This window comes from Janibacter sp. LM (genome assembly GCF_039631275.1).
Taxonomy (GTDB): Bacteria; Actinomycetota; Actinomycetes; order Actinomycetales; family Dermatophilaceae; genus Janibacter; species Janibacter terrae.
Map to the genome: position 1 here is coordinate 54,287 of NZ_JBDIVG010000004.1, position 16,808 is coordinate 71,094.

A 16,808-nucleotide genomic window follows, 5' to 3' on the forward strand; every position below is an offset into this window, starting at 1 on the left:
GCGATCGTGAGACGCCTGCTCTTCATCGCCAATGCCGCAGCGGGGACCTCGGACCGCGAGCGCCGCGACGCCGCGCTCGAGGTGCTGCGCGAGGAGGCGGACGTGCGGGTGGTCGAGACCGAGTCCGTCGAGGACCTCGTCGACGCCCTCGCCGAGCGCGACGGCCGCGAGGTGGTCATCGCCGGCGGCGACGGCTCGCTCAACGCCTTCAACACCGCCCTCTGCCGCCTCGGCGACCTCGGGGAGGACCCGCCGACCGTCGGCCTGCTGCCGATGGGGACGGGCAACGACTTCGCCCGCACGGTCGAGCTGCCCAACGACCCGGCGCTCGCCGCCCGGGTCGTGCTGGACCAGCCCGCCCGCCCCGTCGACGTCCTCGTCGACGACGAAGGGATGCTCGTCGCCAACGCCGTGCACATCGGCGTGGGGGAGGAGGCCGGACGCATCGCTGCCCCGTGGAAGGAGCGTCTCGGCAAGGTGCACCTCGGTGTCCTCGGCTACGTGGTCGGGGGGATCGCCGCCGGGTTCGGCCAGCAGGGACGCCACCTCGAGGTCGTCGTCGACGGGGAGACCGTCGGTGACCCGTCCCGGCGGGTGCTGCAGGTCGCGGTGACCATCGGCCAGAGCGTCGGCGGTGGGACCCGCATCGCCCCCGACGCACGCCCGGGGGACGGGGCGGCCGAGGTCGTCATCTCCTACGCCGTCGCCCCCCTCAAGCGGCTGCGCTACGCCTTGCACCTCAGCAGCGGGACGCACACCCGCCTCGACGACGTCGTCAACGTGCGGGCGCGCGAGACGGTGACCGTGACCGGCGTCAACCACCAGGTCGCCGCCAACTCCGACGGCGAGCACCTCGGCCCCGCCCGGTCGCGCACGTGGCGCATCGTCCCCGACGCCTACCGCCTGCACACCCCGGAGGAGACCGAGTGATCTCCTGGCACCCCGACCGGGTGCGTACCCGGGTCCTCGACACCCTGCTGTCCGAGGGGCACCGGGACCGGGTCGCCGGCTCGCGGCTCGTCGACTCCGCCCGTGACCGGTTCGTCGCGGGGGAGGGCGTCGACGACGCCGTGGGGGTCGCGTCGTGGTTGCGCCGCACCAACCGCATGGCTGCGCTCCACCCGCTCCTGCCGGCGGCCACCGACCCGGCGGGGGTCGAGGCGACCGTCGCCGAGGCGGTCACGGCGATCGAGCAGATGGCGCCGGCGACCTCCGGCGGCGACTACCGCTCCGAGCTGTACCTCGCACCCGAGCAGCTGGGCCTCGCGCTCGACGCCGGCCGTGCCGCCGCCGCCCTCGCCCGCATCTGCGCCGTCGGCGACGACCGCAAGGTCGACATCACGCTGCGGTCCGGCCCGCACGACGTCGTCGACGACCTGCTCGAGCTCGTCGCCGCCATCCGCCCGGCCCACCCGCGCCTCACCACCTCGCTCGTCGCGCGCCGGCACCGCTCCGAGCGCGACGCGGCGACGCTCGCGACCGCCGGGGCCCGGGTCCGCCTCGTGCGCGGTGGCGCCGGCGAGCCCCGCGCCGTCGCGTGGCAGGACCAGCACGAGGTCAACCTCGCGTTCGCCCGGTGCCTCGCCACGCTGCTCGGCAGCGGTGTGCCGACCGTCGTGGCCACCCACGAGCCGGTGCTGCTCGACCTGGCCGACGGGCTCGCCGACCAGTCCGGCCGGGGCCCTGAGGGGCTGGAGTACCAGTTCTTCCTCGGCGCCGACCCCGACCTGCAGCTGCGCACCGCCGACGCCGGGCACCGCGTGCGCGTGCTCGTGCCCTACGGTCCGATGTGGATGGAGTACCTGCACGACCTCGCGCGCCGGCCCTACGGCCTGCGCCGGCTCGTCGAGACGCTCACCAACCGGACCTGACCACCGCTAGGAGTACACGGATGACAGTCGCGATCTACGGAGTCGGCGCCATGGGCGGCGCGATCCTCGAGGCCCTCGCGGGCGAAGGGGAGGTCCTCGCCGTCGAGGGTCACGCCCCCCGTGCCGAGGAGCTGCGGGTGGCGTACGCCGACCGTGGCGTCGAGGTGGTCGACGCGACGACCGCCGCCGGCCGTGCCGACGTGCACCTCGTCGTCGTCAAGCCGTACTCCGTGCCCGCGCTGCTGCAGGAGCTGGCGCCCTCCCTTCGTCCCGGCTCGATCGTGCTCAGCCTGGCCCTCGGCGTGTCGCTCGCCGACCTGGCCGCGGCCCTGCCGAGCGGCGTCGCCGCGATCCGCGGGATGCCCAACACCCCGGCCCGGGTCGGGCAGGGGATGACCGTGCTCAGCCCCGCCGACGACGTCACCGACGAGCAGCTCGAGCGGGTCCGCGAGCTGCTCGCCCCGACCGGCGGGACGCTCGTCCTGCCCGAGTCCCAGCAGGGCGTCGCGACCGCGCTCTCCGGCTCGGCGCCGGCGTACTTCTACCTCGTGGTCGAGGCGCTCGTCGACGCTGGGGTCGCGCGCGGGCTGACCCGCTCCGACGCCCTGGCTCTCGCCGCGCAGGCCGCCCGCGGGGCCGGCGCCATGCTCGTCGAGACCGGCGAGGAGGCCGCGCTGCTGCGGGCCTCGGTCACCTCGCCCGGAGGGTCGACGGCCGCCGCGCTCGCGCGGCTCGAGGCCCACGGTGTGCGGCACGCCTTCGCCGACGCGGTGGAGGCGTGCGCCGACAGGGCCGGCTGATGGTCGGTGGCTGGGCCGTGCGCCGCCTCACCCCCGACGAGTGGCAGCTGCACCGCGCCGTCCGCCTCGCGATGCTGCTCGACGAGCCGCGTGCCTACGGGAGCAGCTTCGGCCGCGAGGTCGGGTTCGACGAGGCGACGTGGCGTGAGCGGCTCGGCCACCCCGTCTTCCTCGCCGCCCGTGGGGACGGGCTGCCGCTCGGCGCGGCGACCCTGTACACCCAGCAGCCCGGGGGTGAGCCCGAGATCGTGGCGATGTGGGTCGCCGGTCACGCCCGGGGCAGCGGCGTCGCCGACGCGCTCGTCGAGGCCTGCGTCGCGGAGGCTGCGCGCCGGGGCGCCCCGCGGGTCCTGATGCACGTCATGGCGGACAACCCGCGGGCCGCGGCGATGTACGCCCGGGCCGGGTTCTCCTTCGACGGGGTGCGGGCCGAGGACGACGAGGCGTGCGAGCGGATGAGCCGCGACCTGCGGTCGACCGGGTGAACAATCCGTGACCCGGCAGGGCAATTCGGGCCCGGGGATGAGAGACTCGCGCCATGAGTGAGATCACCGTGCGCGCACTGACCGAGGACGAGTGGGCGACCTACCGCACCCTTCGGCTGGAAGCGCTGCAGGAATCTCCTGAGGCCTTCGTCGCCGACCACGCGACCGAGGCGGCCGAGCCGGAGGAGTTCTGGCGGACGCGGATGTCCCGCAGCGTCCGCCTCGTGGCAGAGGTCGACGACGAGCTGGTGGGCGTCGCGAGCCTCGGTACCGCCCACGGCGGCGACGACGCCACCGCCGGGCAGCTCTTCGGCCTCTGGGTCGCACCCGCCTGGCGGGGCAAGTCCGTCGCGGCCAACCTCGTGAGCCAGGGCGCCCGCATCGCCGAGCAGCGCGGCTTCGGCCAGCTCTTCTACTGGGTCGGCTCCGACAACGGTCGGGCCGTGGCCTTCGCGTCCAGCTTCGGGTTCCGTCCCACCGACGAGCGTCGGGCCATGCGCACCGCCTCCGATGCCGGAGGCGAGGAGGAGATCGCCCTGGTCCTCGCCCTCGGCGACGACCGCGGCTGATCCCTCACCGGAAGAGGGCGGCCGCCTCGACGAGGCCGTCGCGCACGAGCAGGAGCTCCTCGCGGGTGCCCCGGCTCACCGGCACGGTGGCGCACAGGGCGACCCTTTCCCGCCACCCCCGACCGGGCACCGGGACCGAGCAGCCGGCCAGCCCGGCCTCCGTCTGCTGGAAGTTCAGGACGTACCCCTGCTCGCGGATCGCCGGCAGCTCGGCGATGAGGGCGGACACCGAGTCGGTCGTCCACGGGGTCTCCTTGGGAAGTCGTTCGCCCGGGAACAGGGCGGCCACCTGGTCGTCCGAGTAGTCGGACAGCAGCAGCTTGCCGGCCGAGATCGCGTGCGCCGGACGGAAGTACCCCGCGGTCAGCTGGGCCCGGACCGCCCGGTCCGGCTCCTTGCCGTCGAAGAAGACGATGTGGGAGCCGACGAGTGCGCCGACGTGGACCGTCTCGCCGGTGAGCTCGACCGCCTTGTCGATGACGGGTCGGAAGCGCACCCGGTCGACGAGGTCGAGACCCCGGGGGCGCGCCAGGTCGACCAGGACCGGCCCGGGGTAGTACCCGCGGCCCCCCGGCCCGAGCATGACGATGCCGCGGTTGCGCAGGGTGTTGAGCACCCGGTACGCGGTCGAGCGCGAGCAGTCCAGGTGCTCGGCCACCTGGGTGACGTTGACGGACTGGTGGCTGCTGAACATCGTCATCACCTGCAGCCCGGAGTCCAGCGAGGACAGGTGCGGCCCGACGGGCCGCTGGATCGTGGTGTTCCGCATGGCGAACCAATATGTCCGATCCGGCCCCCGAGGATCTCCGGTTGTTCCGCAGGGAGACATTACCCAGCGGAAGTGTTGGTGCCTCGCGCCCGGTGATGGCGTACTGGTCGTCAGCCGGACCGGCTCGCCCCCTTCGCACCACCCACCCAGGAGCACACCCATGAGTCCAACCTGCCCGGATCGTTTCGCCGGCAAGGTCGTCGTCGTCACCGGATCCGCCCAGGGGATCGGTGCGCAGGTCGCCGAGCGGGCGGCTGCCGAAGGGGGGAGCGTCCTCCTCGTCGACCGCTCGCCCCTCGTCGCCGAGGTCGTCGAGCGCATCGTCGCCGCCGGCGGCACCGCCTCCTGCCTGGAGACCGACCTCGAGCAGTGGTCGGGCGCCGAGGAGCTGCTGGCGACCGCCGTCGAGCGGTATGGCCGCATCGACGTCCTCGTCAACAACGTGGGCGGGACGATCTGGACCCGGCCGTACGAGGAGTACGAGCCGGAGCACATCCAGCGGGAGATCAGCCGCTCGCTCTTCCCGACCCTCTGGTGCTGCCGCGCGGTGCTCCCGTCGATGGTCGAGCGGGGGAGCGGCGTCATCGTCAACGTCTCCTCGATCGCCACGCGCAGCATCAACCGTGTGCCCTACGCCGCGGCCAAGGGTGGCGTCAACGCGCTCACCGCCTCGCTGTCCTTCGAGGCCGCGTCGAAGGGGGTCCGCGTCGTCGCGACCGCCCCCGGCGGGACCGAGGCGCCGGCGCGCCGGGTCCCGCGCAACGACACCGAGCTCGGCGCCCGGGACGACGAGTGGTACCAGCAGATCGTCGACCAGACCGTCGACAGCACCCATGTCGGTCGCTACGGGACCCTCGCCGAGCAGGCCGCCCCGATCCTCTTCCTCGCCTCCGACGAGGCGTCCTACATCACCGGCAGCGTGCTGCCGGTCGGCGGCGGCGACCAGGGCTGACCGCCCCCACGCGTTCCTGCACCACCCCTTCCCCATCCCATCCCCAGAACAACGGAGTTCTCATCATGGACAACCTCCTGCGCGCCATCGGGCGCATCCCCGGGGCGCTGATGATCGTGCCCCTCTTCCTCGGCGCGCTCATCAACACCGTCGCCCCGGACGTGCTCGGCATCGGCTCCTTCACCACCGCCCTGTTCAAGGAGGGCGCGGCGGTCCTCATCGGTCTGTTCTTCATGTCGATCGGCTCGCAGATCAACGTCAAGGCGGCCCTGCCCTCGGTCGAGAAGGGCATCGTCATGCTCCTCGCCAAGTACGGCGTCGCGGTCGTCTTCGGCCTCGGGGTCGCGTGGGTCATGCCCGACGGCACCCTGTGGGGTCTGCTGCCGCTGGCGATCATCGCCGGCATGTCCAACTCCAACGGCTCCCTCTACGTGGCGCTCACCAGCCAGTTCGGCAACAAGACCGACAAGGGCGCCATCTCGATCCTCTCGATCAACGACGGGCCCTTCCTCACCATGGTCGCCATGGGCGCAGCCGGCCTGGCGAGCTTCCCGATGATGGCGCTGTTCGCCGCGATCTTCCCGATGCTCCTCGGCTTCATCCTCGGCAACACCAGCCAGATCGCGCGGGACTTCCTCGCGCCGGGCGAGAAGCTCATCATCCCCTTCGCCGCCTTCGCCCTGGGCGCGGGCATCGACTTCCGGGTGCTGGCCGGTGCCGGTGCCATCGGCGTCCTGCTCGGCCTGCTGACCGTCGTCCTCTCCGGCGGCGCGGCCGTCGGCGGCCTCTACCTGTGGCACCTGCTGCGTCGCCACCCCCAGCCCACGCGCAATGTCCTCGCGGGCTTCTGCGAGGCCTCGACGGCGGGCAACGCGATCGCCACGCCGCTGGCCGTCGCGACGATCGACCCGTCGCTGGCCGGGATCCAGGCGACGGCGACCGCGCAGGTCGCGGCGGCCGTGGTCACGACCGCCTTCACGATGCCCTTCGCCGTGGCCTACCTCGCCAAGTGGCAGCGCCGCCGCGGCATCACCCCGGAGGCCGAGGAGGCGCTGTACGAGGGCACCGCTCCCGCGAGCGTCCCCGCCCCGGCCACGGCCTGAGCGAGGGACCCGCACGAGGCGTCTCGTCCCCCTTCGACGAAGGGGGACGAGGCGCCTCGCCACGTCCGCGCCCTGCAGTGCAGTGCCACGGGCGGTCTCAGGGTCGTGCGGCCATCCGCTCGATGAGGGTGGTGGGGCCGCTGACGATGATCAGGTCGCCGCTGCGGACCTTCGTCTCCGGCCGGGCGTAGGTGAAGTCCTGGCCGGGCGACTTCACGCCGACGACCGTCACCCCGTACTTGCTGCGGATCGCGGACTGCTCGAGGGTGAACCCGATCGCCTCCGCCGGCGGGGTCATCTTGACGATCGCGAAGCCGTCGTCGAACTCGATGTAGTCCATCAGGCGGCTGCCGATGAGGTGGGCCAGGCGCTTGCCCGACTCGATCTCGGGGGAGAGCACGTGGTGCACGCCGATCCGGTTGAGGATCCGGGCGTGCTCCGGGCTGACCGCCTTGGCCCACACCTTGGGGGCCTCGCCGTCGATGAGGTTGACCGCGGCGAGGACGCTCGCCTCGATCGAGGACCCGATCCCGAGGACGCTGGCGGAGAACGTGTGCGGCTTGATCTCCTCGATGGCCTGGACGGAGGTGGCGTCGCCCTGCACGATGCGTCCGACCCGCCCGAGGTAGCTCTCCGCCAACGACGGGTCGAGCTCGAGCGCCGTGACGCGGTTGCCCAGCCGGTGCAGCTCGGTGGCGACGGCACCGCCGAATCGTCCGAGGCCGATGACGAGGACGTCCTCGTTGTGCAGACGCATGCGGGGCACGCGGTCCTCCGTTTCGTCGGGGTGGTCGTGGAGAAAACCCTATATCCGGGTAGCGTCCAACCCATGAGCACGCAGGTGTGCGCCATCTGGGGCGAGGACTTCACCAGATACGACTTCGGTCCCGGGCACCCGATGGCACCGGTGCGTCTCGACCTCACGGCGCGACTGTGCCGCGAGCTCGGGGTCTTCGACGACGTCGAGGTCGTCGACGTCGACGTGGCCACCGACGAGGTGCTCGCCACCGTCCACTCGCGCGCGTACGTCGACGCGGTCCGCGCCGGCTCCGCGGACCCCGCGAGCGCCGACGGGACGTGGGGCATCGGCACCGACGACGTCCCGGCCTTCGTGGGGATGCACGAGGCGAGCGCGCGGATCGTGGCCGGCTCGGTCGAGGCAGCGCGCCGGGTGTGGGTCGGCGAGGCCGAGCACGGGGTGAACTTCACCGGGGGCATGCACCACGCGATGCGCGAGCGGGCCGCAGGGTTCTGCGTCTACAACGACATCGCTGCCGCGATCCAGTGGCTGCTCGACCAGGGTGTCGAGCGCGTGGCCTACGTCGACGTCGACGTCCACCACGGCGACGGCGTGCAGGAGATCTTCTACGACGACCCCCGGGTGCTCACGGTCTCGATCCACGAGTCGGGACGCACCCTCTTCCCCGGGACCGGATGGCCGGGCGACACGGGTGGGCCCGGGGCCGAGGGCACCGCGGTCAACGTCGCCCTCCCGCCCGGGGTGACCGACGGCCCGTGGTTGCGCGCCATCACCGCGGTGGCGGCCCCGGTCGTGCGCGCCTTCGAGCCCCAGATCCTGCTCACCCAGCACGGATGCGACACCCACCGCGAGGACCCGCTCGCGCACATGTCCCTCACGACCGACGCCCAGCGCCAGGCCGCGGTCAACCTGCACCGCCTCGCCCACGAGGTCTGCGACGGACGGTGGGTCGCCTTCGGCGGGGGCGGCTACGACCTGGTCGGGGCGGTGCCCCGCGCCTGGACCCACCTCACCGCCATCGCCGCCCACAAGCCGATCCCGGCGGACACCCCGATCCCGGAGCCCTGGCGCGCGCACGTGGAGAAGATCTCGGGGGAGCGCGGCCCGGAGCGCATGGGCGACCTGGAGCCGCAGGACCTGCCGATCTGGGTGCAGCCGTGGAGCATGGGCTACAACCCGCACAGCGGCGTGGACCGGGCGATCATGGCCGCCCGCGAGGCGGTCTTCCCGCTCCACGGTCTCGACGTCTGGTACGAGTAGGACCGATTTTCCGCCGCTTCCCGGCGTGTCGGGTGGACGGCGGGGGGTGAATCTGCCCTCCAGTCTTCACAGTCGTCACATCTGCCCCTATGGTTGTCATCTGCGGGGCTCGTTGACGTCTGCCGACATGGGTCGGTGGTGCGGCCCTGCGGAGATGTCGAGGTGATCATGTCCAACGATCGACTGGGTGAGGTGCACTTCCTCACCGTGGCTGAGGTCGCGTCGATCATGCGGGTGTCGAAGATGACCGTCTACCGCATGGTCCACAACGGTGACCTGCCGGCCGTCCGCGTCGGTCGTAGCTTCCGAGTCCCCGAGGACGCGGTGCACACCTACCTCGAGACGTCGTTCATCGAGACGGCCTGAGAGCTCTGGCCCGACCCGTCCCGACTCCCCGGGCGCGAGCCTCCCGCGGGAGTCGGGTAAACTCTGCCGTCTGACTCGTACTCGGTGGGGCCTGCGCCGCAAGGCCGGCATCGCTCGAGCCACCACCGAAAGCACCGATCAACACCGAAGGACGTCCGCATGGGTTCTGTCATCAAGAAGCGTCGCAAGCGCATGGCGAAGAAGAAGCACCGCAAGCTGCTGCGCAAGACGCGCCACCAGCGTCGCAACAAGAAGTGACCCGCACGAAGGGGGCCCCGACCGGATGACCGGTGGGGCCCCCTTCGTCGTCCCCGTCGTGATCCCGATCTCTCCGCGCCCACCAGGCGGCTGAACGGCCCCCCGCGCAGGGCCGCGTGACTAGGCTGCCCACAGTGCCCCGACCCACGGGTCCATCTCCACAGGAAGGTGTCCCGGTGCCCGAGACCGTCCTCATCGCAGGCGTCTCCCGCCACCTCGGCGGTGCCTTCGCCCGACGGCTGAGCCGCGACGAGTCCGTCGGCCGGATCATCGGCGTCGACGTGGTGCCGCCACGCCACGGCATCGGCCGCGCCGAGTTCATGCGCGCCGACATCCGCAGCCCGCTCATCAGCCGGATCATCGCGGGCAACGACGTCGACACCGTCGTGCACATGGCGGTCATCGCCACGCCGCGCGCCGGCGGTGGTCGGGCGACGCAGAAGGAGATCAACGTCATCGGCACGATGCAGCTCCTCGCGGCGTGCCAGCGGGCCGAGTCGGTGAGCAAGCTGGTCGTGAAGTCGACCGCCGGGGTCTACGGCTCGAGCCCACGTGACCCCGCGATGTTCACCGAGGACATGTCCGCCAAGCGGATGCCCAGGTCGGGCTGGGCCCGCGACAGCGTCGAGGTCGAGGGCTACGTGCGCGGCCTGTCGCGACGGCGCCCGGACATCGAGATCACGACGCTGCGCTTCGCCAATGTCATCGGCCCACGCATCCGCACCGCCTTCACCGACCACTTCAGCCTCCCGGTGATCCCCATCCCGTTCGGGTACGACGCGCGCCTGCAGTTCGTCCACGAGGACGACTGCGTCGCGGCGATGGCCACGGCGGTCGGCCTCCCGGGGCTCGGCGCGGTCAACGTCGCCGGCGACGGGATCATCACCGCCAGCCAGGCCGCCAACCTCGCCGGCCGTCCCTATGCGCTCGTGCCGCGGGCCGCGACCGGCATGGTCACCGACCTGGCCAAGAAGTTCGGCCTCATCGACATCGGCTCCGACCAGCTCGACCTGCTGAGCTTCGGCCGGGGTCTGGACACCACCCGCATGCGCGAGCACCTCGGCTTCGAGCCGGCGTACACGACCCGGGCCGCCTACGAGGACTACGCCCGGGCGACGAAGGGCCGGGTCATGGACCGCCTGCCCTTCGCGCAGCCCGGCTGGTCCGCAGTCCAGGCCGCCGAGGCCGCGATGCGCGCCGTGGCGCCCACACCCGAGAGCGAGAAGTGATGGCCGACCGTACCGCCAAGAAGTCCACGGCCAGGAAGACCGCCACGAAGAAGAGTGCGACGGCTCCCGCGAAGAAGGCCGCCACGAAGAAGGCCGCCGCGAAGAAGACGACGGCGAAGAAGACGACGGCGAAGAAGACCACGGCAGCCTCCGCGCCGCGCTCCAGCGTCGCCCTCGCGGCCGACCGCGCCGGGGGCGAGCGGGCTCGTCGTCGCACCACGCCGCTGCTCACCGGTCCCTCGGCGGAGGTGCCGTCGGCCCCGGCCGCGCGCAGCACCACGCCCGCCCGGCCCAAGAAGCCCCGGCCGCCCCGCAAGCCCAACCTCACCGTCGTGCCCGGCCCGGACGGCGGGCCGCCCACCGTCCGGCGCACGACGGCGAAGCCCGCGGCCGGCCCCCGCCGACCGCCGGCCCGCAGGAGCACCTCCACCGCAGCCCGCCCGTCCGCCACGACCCCGCAGCAGCAGTCGCGGACCGCGTCGACCGGCACGCCCGACTCCGGCCAGACGATCGTGCCGGGCCTGGCGGAGCTGCTGTCGGTGCTGCTCTCCGCCGGTCAGCTCACCTCGCGCACGCTCGGCCAAGCGGCCGGCGCCGCGGCGGGTGAGGAGTGGGAGCGGCGCTTCGCCGAGACGCTGCACTTCCTCCAGCGTCGGGTCAGGGGCGACTACGCGGTCGACGACTTCGGCTTCGACGAGGACTTCACGATCCACACGGTCTTCCCCGTGCTGCGCCTGCTCAAGGACAAGTGGTTCCGCGTCGAGGTCCGGGGGATCGAGAACATCCCGGCCGACACCGGTGCGCTCCTCGTCTCCAACCACTCGGGCACCATCGCGATCGACTCGGTCATCACCCAGCTGGCGATCCACGACGCCCACCCCCAGCGCCGCTTCCTGCGGATGCTCGGCGCCGACCTCGTCTTCCAGCTGCCGGTCGTGGGCGACTTCGCCCGGAAGACGGGCGCGACCCTGGCCTCCAACGCCGACGCGGAGCGCCTGCTGCGCGGTGGTGAGCTCGTCGGCGTGTGGCCCGAGGGCTTCAAGGGCGTCGGCAAACCCTTCCGTGAGCGCTACAAGCTGCAGCGTTTCGGTCGGGGTGGCTTCGTCTCGGCGGCGATCCGCTCGGAGGTGCCGATCATCCCGTGCTCCGTCGTCGGGGCCGAGGAGGTCTACCCGATGATCGGCAACATGAAGACGGTCGCCCGCCTCGTCGGCGCCCCCTATGCCCCGATCACGCCCTTCTTCCCGCTGCTGGGCCCGCTCGGTCTGATCCCCCTGCCGAGCAAGTGGATCATCGAGTTCGGCGAGCCGATCGACACCGCCTCCCTCGGACCGGCGGCGGCGGACGACCCGATGCTCGTCTTCGAGCTGACCGACCAGGTGCGCGAGACGATCCAGCAGACCCTGTACTCGGTCCTCGTCACCCGTCGCTCGGTCTTCTTCTAGGAGCAGGTATGGATGCATTGCCCGGCGCCCGGGTCGTCATGATCGGCCGGCAGGGCTGCCACCTGTGCGAGATCGCACGGGGGGTCATCGAGGGGGTCGTCGCCGAGACCGGCGACAGCTTCGCCGAGGTCGACATCGACGCGGACCCGCGTCTGGCCCGGTACACCGAGGAGGTGCCGGTGACCTTCGTCGACGGCCGCCAGCACGACTACCACCGGGTCGACGAAGGGAGGCTGCGCGCCGCCCTTCGCCCCTGAGGGGACGCGTCCGCCCCCGCTGGTCTCGCCTGACGGCTGACTTTGTGCATTTGTTCACAAGAGCGTAATCTCGATCCTGTTCGGTCGTCAGGCGCCGCGCCCCCCGACCGGGAGAGGAGCCGAGGGCAACCGTGTCCGTCGATCAGACCGCCAAGCGGGACATCCCCGACGCAACGGTCGCGCGACTCCCCGGATACCTGCGGGCACTCGGCCAGATGACCTCTCAGGGCGTGCTGTCCGTCTCCTCCGAGGAGCTCGCCCACAGCGCCGGTGTCACCTCGGCCAAGCTGCGCAAGGACCTCAGCCACCTCGGCTCGTACGGCGTCCGCGGCGTCGGCTACGACGTGGCCCACCTCAACTACCAGATCTCCCGGGCGCTCGGCCTGACCCACGACTGGCCCGTGATCATCGTCGGGATGGGCAACCTGGGCCGCGCGCTCGCCTCCTACGGCGGGTTCGCCACCAAGGGGTTCAAGGTCGTCGCCCTGCTCGACCGCGACCCGCTCGTCGTCGGCGAGAGGCTCGACGACCTCGCGATCCAACCGATGGACGCGCTCGACGCGCTCGTCCGTCCCGGCGAGGCCTGCATCGGGGTCATCGCGACCCCCGCCGGCTCTGCCCAGGAGGTCGCCGACCTCCTCGTCGCCGCGGGGGTCAGCTCGATCCTCAACTTCGCCGCCACGGCCATCCAGGTCCCCGAGGGAGTCCACATGCGCAAGGTCGACCTGTCCACGGAGCTGCAGATCCTCGCCTTCCACGAGCAGCAGCGCTTCGGGGCCAGTCCAGAGGACTTCCTGGAAGGGGCCGCCAGATGAGTCTGCTCGCCTTCGGGCTCAACCATCGTCGGGCCCCGATCTCCGTCCTCGAGCGGGCGGCGCTCGACGAGTCCAGCCTCGCCGCGATCATCGCGGCGGCGACCGCCAGCCCCGACATCACCGAGCACCTCGTCGTCGCGACGTGCAACCGCACCGAGGTCTACGCCGAGGTCAGCGCCTTCCACGGGGCCGTGGCCGACCTCACCGAGGCGATGACGTCCTCGACGGGCATCACCCACGACGACCTCAAGGCCCACCTCGACCTGCACTACGGCGACGCCGCCGTCGCCCACGTCTTCAACGTCGCCGCCGGGCTCGACTCGATGGCGGTGGGGGAGTCGCAGATCCTCGGGCAGCTGAGGGACGCGCTCGGCCGCGGCCAGAGCGAGGGTCATGTCGGCCCGAGCCTGAACTCCCTCGTCCAGCAGGCCCTGCGCACCGGCAAGCGGGTGCACAGCGAGACCGCCATCGACGAGGTCTCCCGCTCGCTCGTCGGCGCCGGTCTCGACGCCGCCCGGGAGCACCTCGGCGACCTCGAGCAGGCGCACGTGCTCGTCGTCGGCGCCGGCGCCATGAGCGCCCTGGCGGCCACCAGCTGCGTGCGTCGCGGCGTCGCCGAGCTGACCGTCGTCAACCGCACCCACGAGCGGGGCGCGGCGCTGGCCGAGCGCCTCGGCGGGTCGGCCCGCCCCGCCCACGAGCTCGTCGACGCGCTCGCCGACGCGGACGTCGTCATCTCGTGCACCGGCTCGACCGGTCTGGCCATCACCCTGCCCGACGTCGCCGACGCGCAGGTCGCCCGCGGCGGTCGCCCGCAGGCCTTCATCGACCTCGCCCTCCCGCACGACGTGGCCCACGAGGTCGCCGACCTGCGTGGCGTCACCCGCCTCGGTCTCGCCGACCTCGGTGACCTGCTCGGCTCCGACGGCCGCCTGCCCGAGGTCGAGCAGGCGCGCGCGATCGTCGGTGACGCCGTCACCCAGCACCTCGGCAAGCGCGCGGCGAGCATCGCCGGACCCACGGTGCGTGCGCTGCGCACCGCCGCCCAGCAGGTCGTCGAGCGTGAGCTGACCCGCCTGGACCAGCGAACCCCGGACATGTCGGGGGCCGACCGTGCCGAGGTCGAGCTCGCCGTCCACCGCATCGTCGAGAAGCTCCTGCACCAGCCGACCGTGCGCGCCAAGGAGCTGGCGATCGACGGCCGCTTCGGCGAGTACGAGGACGCCCTGCGCCAGCTCTTCGACCTCCACGCCGAAGGGGGTGCCCTGTGACCGCGCTCCGCCTCGGCACGCGGCGCTCCGCGCTCGCGATGACCCAGTCCGGCCACGTCGCCGATGCCCTGCGGGCAGCCGGCCACGAGGTCGAGCTCGTCGAGGTCGTCACCGAGGGCGACACCAACCGCGCCTCGCTGGCCAGCATGGGCGGGACCGGTGTCTTCGCCAGCGCGCTCCGCGAGGCCCTGCACGCGGGTGAGATCGACCTCGCCGTGCACTCGCTCAAGGACCTGCCGGCCGTGCAGGAGCCCGGTCTCGTCGTCGCCGCGATCCCCCCGCGGGTCGACCCGCGCGACGCGCTCTGCGCCCGAGACGGACTGACCCTGGGCGAGCTCGGCGAGGGGTCGGTCGTCGGGACCGGGTCCCCGCGCCGTCGCGCCCAGCTGGCGGCCCTCGGGCTCGGGCTGGAGTTCCGCGACATCCGCGGCAACCTCGGCACCCGCCTCGACATGGTCGGTCCCGGCGAGGACCAGCTCGACGCCGTCGTGCTCGCGCACGCCGGGCTCACGCGGCTCGGCCTCACCGACCGGATCACCGAGCTGCTCGAGCCGATCCAGATGCTGCCCGCGCCCGGCCAGGGTGCCCTGGCCGTCGAGTGCCGCTCCGACGACGAGGTGGTGATCGCCTCCCTTCGCCCCCTCGACGACCCGGACACGCGCGCGGCCGTCACCGCGGAGCGCGCGATCCTCGCGGAGCTGAGCGCAGGGTGCGCCGCACCCGTCGGCGCGCTCGGCGAGGTCGTCGAGGACGTCGACGGCCCGGTCCTCTCGCTGCGGGCCGTGATCGCCGCGACCGACGGCACCGCGGACCTGCGCCGGTCGATCACCGGCCCCCTCACCGACGCGGAGGCCCTCGGCCGCCGCCTCGCCCGCACGCTGGTCGACGACGGCGCCCCCGCCATCGCCGACCTGTCAGCCACCCACCCCACCACCGCTTCGGAGCATGCCCAGTGACCCCCCAGCGCTCTGCCGCACCCGCCCACGTCGACGCCTCCCGCCGGCCGGCCCGCGTCGCCTTCGTCGGCGCCGGTCCCGGTGACGCGTCACTCATGACCGTCGCCGCCGTCGATCTGCTGGGTCGTGCTGACGCGGTCATCACCGACCAGCTGACCAACGAGGCGGTCGTCGGCTCGCTCACCTCGGGCGACGTCGAGATCGTCGATGCCAGCCACGGCGAGCACGGGCAGCAGCTGACCCACGCCTCCCGCGCCAAGCTCGTCGTCAAGACGGCCAAGGCGCACAAGGGCGGTCTCGTCGTGCGGCTCATGGACGGCGACCCCGCGACCTTCAACGGACTCGCCGAGGAGGCGCAGGCCCTCGTCAAGGCCGACATCGACTTCGACGTCGTCCCCGGCGTCTCGGCCGTGAGCGCCGTCCCGGCGTACGCCGGCATCCCGCTCACCGCGCGCTCCACCGGCGCGGTCCACGTCGTGAGCCTCACCGGGGCCAAGCGCGCGGACCTGTCCGCCTCGGTCGCCGACGACGTGACCCTGGTCCTGCTCGGCCTGCCCGACCACCTGGCCGCCGCCTTCGGCGACCTGCTCGCCGCCGGGCGCGCCGCGGACACCCCGGTCGCCGTGACCCGGGGCGGCACGACGACCGCGCAGACGACCCGGGCGACGACCCTGCAGGGGGCGGCCGACGCCGTCGCCGGGCTCGAGGTGCCCACGCTCGCGGTCGTCGGTTCGACGGTCGGGCTGCGCGACACCCTCTCGTGGTTCGAGAGCAAGCCGCTCTTCGGCTGGCGGGTGCTCATCCCGCGCACCAAGGACCAGGCCGGCCCGATGACCCGGCAGCTGCTCGGCCACGGCGCGACCAGCGAGGTCGTCCCGACGATCAGCGTCGAGCCGCCGCGCACGCCGCAGGCCGTCGAGCGCGCCGTGCGCGGGCTCGTCACCGGTCGCTACCAGTGGATCGGGTTCACCTCGGTCAACGCCGTCAAGGCCATCCGCGAGAAGTTCGAGGAGTTCGGTCTCGACGCCCGCGCGTTCTCCGGGTTGAAGATCGCCGCGGTGGGTGGGGTCACCGCCGACGCCCTGCGCGAGTGGGGCCTCGAGCCCGATCTCGTGCCCGACGGCGAGATGTCGGCCCGGGGGCTGCTCGAGGTCTGGCCGCCCTACGACGAGGTGCTCGACCCGATGGACCGGGTCTTCCTCCCGCGGGCCGACATCGCGACCGACACGCTCGTCGCCGGTCTGCAGGACATGGGTTGGCAGGTCGACGACGTCACGGCCTACCGCACGGTGCGGGCGACCCCGCCGCCGGCGCCGGTGCGCGACGCGATCAAGCAGGGCGCCTTCGACGCCGTCGTCTTCACCTCGTCCTCGACGGTGCGCAACCTCGTCGGCATCGCCGGCAAGCCGCACCCGTCGACGGTCATCGCCTGCATCGGTCCGGCCACGGTCAAGACCGCCGAGGAGGCCGGTCTGCGGGTCGACGTCATGGCGCCCGAGGCCACCGGCGAGAGCCTCGTCCAGGCCCTCGCCGACCACGGGCGCGAGCTGGCCGCCGCCGCCGTGGCCGCCGGTGAGGAGCCGACCCGCCCGAGCGCCCGCCGCAAGAAGTCGACGACCCGCCGCAAGGCGAAGGGGTGAGC

At 72.7% G+C, this 16,808-nt stretch carries 19 protein-coding genes; 17 read left to right on the plus strand and 2 right to left on the minus strand.

Annotation, left to right across the window (positions count from 1 at the left end; genetic code table 11):
• Window positions 1-6 precede the first annotated feature (6 nt).
• From ABC138_RS02765 to ABC138_RS02785, 5 genes are read left to right on the plus strand one after another with little or no spacing between them, the layout of a single operon-like run.
• Window positions 7-930: a diacylglycerol kinase family protein gene (locus ABC138_RS02765; protein ID WP_218005542.1), complete on the plus strand. Its 924-nt coding sequence runs from the start codon at window positions 7-9 to the stop codon at window positions 928-930.
• Window positions 927-1,871, plus strand: a complete 945-nt coding sequence (locus ABC138_RS02770) for a hypothetical protein (RefSeq protein ID WP_345912697.1) — start codon at window positions 927-929, stop codon at window positions 1,869-1,871. The genes ABC138_RS02765 and ABC138_RS02770 overlap by 4 nt, the downstream gene beginning before the upstream one ends.
• 20 nt (window positions 1,872-1,891) lie before the next feature.
• On the plus strand, window positions 1,892-2,671 hold the full coding sequence (gene proC / locus ABC138_RS02775; RefSeq protein ID WP_068321459.1) for a pyrroline-5-carboxylate reductase: 780 nt from the start codon (window positions 1,892-1,894) through the stop codon (window positions 2,669-2,671).
• The gene (locus ABC138_RS02780) at window positions 2,650-3,156 is read left to right on the plus strand and encodes a GNAT family N-acetyltransferase (RefSeq protein WP_068321462.1); all 507 of its coding nucleotides are present in this window, start codon (window positions 2,650-2,652) and stop codon (window positions 3,154-3,156) included. The genes proC and ABC138_RS02780 overlap by 22 nt, the downstream gene beginning before the upstream one ends.
• A 53-nt stretch (window positions 3,157-3,209) precedes the next feature.
• Window positions 3,210-3,725, plus strand: coding sequence for a GNAT family N-acetyltransferase (locus tag ABC138_RS02785; protein ID WP_068321465.1), 516 nt, complete (start codon window positions 3,210-3,212; stop codon window positions 3,723-3,725).
• A gap of 4 nt (window positions 3,726-3,729) precedes the next feature.
• Here ABC138_RS02785 and ABC138_RS02790 read toward each other — a convergent pair whose 3' ends face one another.
• Window positions 3,730-4,494: an IclR family transcriptional regulator C-terminal domain-containing protein gene (locus tag ABC138_RS02790; protein ID WP_345912698.1), complete on the minus strand. Its 765-nt coding sequence runs from the start codon at window positions 4,492-4,494 to the stop codon at window positions 3,730-3,732.
• A gap of 160 nt (window positions 4,495-4,654) precedes the next feature.
• On the opposite strand from ABC138_RS02790, the gene ABC138_RS02795 reads away from it, so the two are divergent.
• Window positions 4,655-5,446, plus strand: coding sequence for a 1,6-dihydroxycyclohexa-2,4-diene-1-carboxylate dehydrogenase (locus ABC138_RS02795; RefSeq protein WP_345912699.1), 792 nt, complete (start codon window positions 4,655-4,657; stop codon window positions 5,444-5,446).
• Window positions 5,447-5,511: 65 nt separating this feature from the next.
• On the plus strand, window positions 5,512-6,549 hold the full coding sequence (locus ABC138_RS02800; RefSeq protein WP_338537625.1) for a 2-keto-3-deoxygluconate permease: 1,038 nt from the start codon (window positions 5,512-5,514) through the stop codon (window positions 6,547-6,549).
• 97 nt (window positions 6,550-6,646) lie between these two features.
• On the opposite strand, the gene ABC138_RS02805 is transcribed toward ABC138_RS02800, so the two are convergent.
• Window positions 6,647-7,315: a TrkA family potassium uptake protein gene (locus tag ABC138_RS02805; protein ID WP_255218216.1), complete on the minus strand. Its 669-nt coding sequence runs from the start codon at window positions 7,313-7,315 to the stop codon at window positions 6,647-6,649.
• Between the two features lie 63 nt (window positions 7,316-7,378).
• On the opposite strand from ABC138_RS02805, the gene ABC138_RS02810 reads away from it, so the two are divergent.
• The 10 genes from ABC138_RS02810 to ABC138_RS02855 all read left to right on the plus strand — a co-directional run bounded on the left by ABC138_RS02810 (window position 7,379) and on the right by ABC138_RS02855 (window position 16,806).
• Window positions 7,379-8,569: an acetoin utilization protein AcuC gene (locus tag ABC138_RS02810; RefSeq protein WP_068321480.1), complete on the plus strand. Its 1,191-nt coding sequence runs from the start codon at window positions 7,379-7,381 to the stop codon at window positions 8,567-8,569.
• A 168-nt stretch (window positions 8,570-8,737) separates the two neighbouring features.
• Window positions 8,738-8,935, plus strand: coding sequence for a helix-turn-helix domain-containing protein (locus ABC138_RS02815; RefSeq protein ID WP_068322435.1), 198 nt, complete (start codon window positions 8,738-8,740; stop codon window positions 8,933-8,935).
• Window positions 8,936-9,094: 159 nt separating this feature from the next.
• The gene (locus ABC138_RS02820; RefSeq protein ID WP_003792170.1) at window positions 9,095-9,193 is read left to right on the plus strand and encodes an AURKAIP1/COX24 domain-containing protein; all 99 of its coding nucleotides are present in this window, start codon (window positions 9,095-9,097) and stop codon (window positions 9,191-9,193) included.
• Between the two features lie 176 nt (window positions 9,194-9,369).
• Window positions 9,370-10,422 (plus strand): NAD-dependent epimerase/dehydratase family protein, encoded by a 1,053-nt coding sequence (locus ABC138_RS02825; protein ID WP_169701783.1) that lies wholly within the window; start codon window positions 9,370-9,372, stop codon window positions 10,420-10,422.
• Entirely contained in the window at window positions 10,422-11,867 is a 1,446-nt protein-coding gene (locus ABC138_RS02830) for a lysophospholipid acyltransferase family protein (RefSeq protein ID WP_082807379.1), read from the plus strand. The genes ABC138_RS02825 and ABC138_RS02830 overlap by 1 nt, the downstream gene beginning before the upstream one ends.
• 8 nt (window positions 11,868-11,875) lie before the next feature.
• The gene (locus ABC138_RS02835) at window positions 11,876-12,124 is read left to right on the plus strand and encodes a glutaredoxin family protein (RefSeq protein WP_068321483.1); all 249 of its coding nucleotides are present in this window, start codon (window positions 11,876-11,878) and stop codon (window positions 12,122-12,124) included.
• A gap of 131 nt (window positions 12,125-12,255) precedes the next feature.
• Window positions 12,256-12,939, plus strand: coding sequence for a redox-sensing transcriptional repressor Rex (locus tag ABC138_RS02840; protein WP_068321486.1), 684 nt, complete (start codon window positions 12,256-12,258; stop codon window positions 12,937-12,939).
• The gene (locus ABC138_RS02845) at window positions 12,936-14,210 is read left to right on the plus strand and encodes a glutamyl-tRNA reductase (protein ID WP_068321489.1); all 1,275 of its coding nucleotides are present in this window, start codon (window positions 12,936-12,938) and stop codon (window positions 14,208-14,210) included. Before ABC138_RS02840 ends, ABC138_RS02845 begins: the two co-directional genes overlap by 4 nt.
• Window positions 14,207-15,166 carry a hydroxymethylbilane synthase gene (gene hemC / locus ABC138_RS02850; protein ID WP_068321492.1) on the plus strand — a complete coding sequence of 320 codons (960 nt, stop codon included), beginning with the start codon at window positions 14,207-14,209 and terminating at the stop codon, window positions 15,164-15,166. The genes ABC138_RS02845 and hemC overlap by 4 nt, the downstream gene beginning before the upstream one ends.
• Window positions 15,163-16,806 carry a uroporphyrinogen-III synthase gene (locus ABC138_RS02855; RefSeq protein ID WP_068321495.1) on the plus strand — a complete coding sequence of 548 codons (1,644 nt, stop codon included), beginning with the start codon at window positions 15,163-15,165 and terminating at the stop codon, window positions 16,804-16,806. The genes hemC and ABC138_RS02855 overlap by 4 nt, the downstream gene beginning before the upstream one ends.
• Window positions 16,807-16,808: the final 2 nt, after the last annotated feature.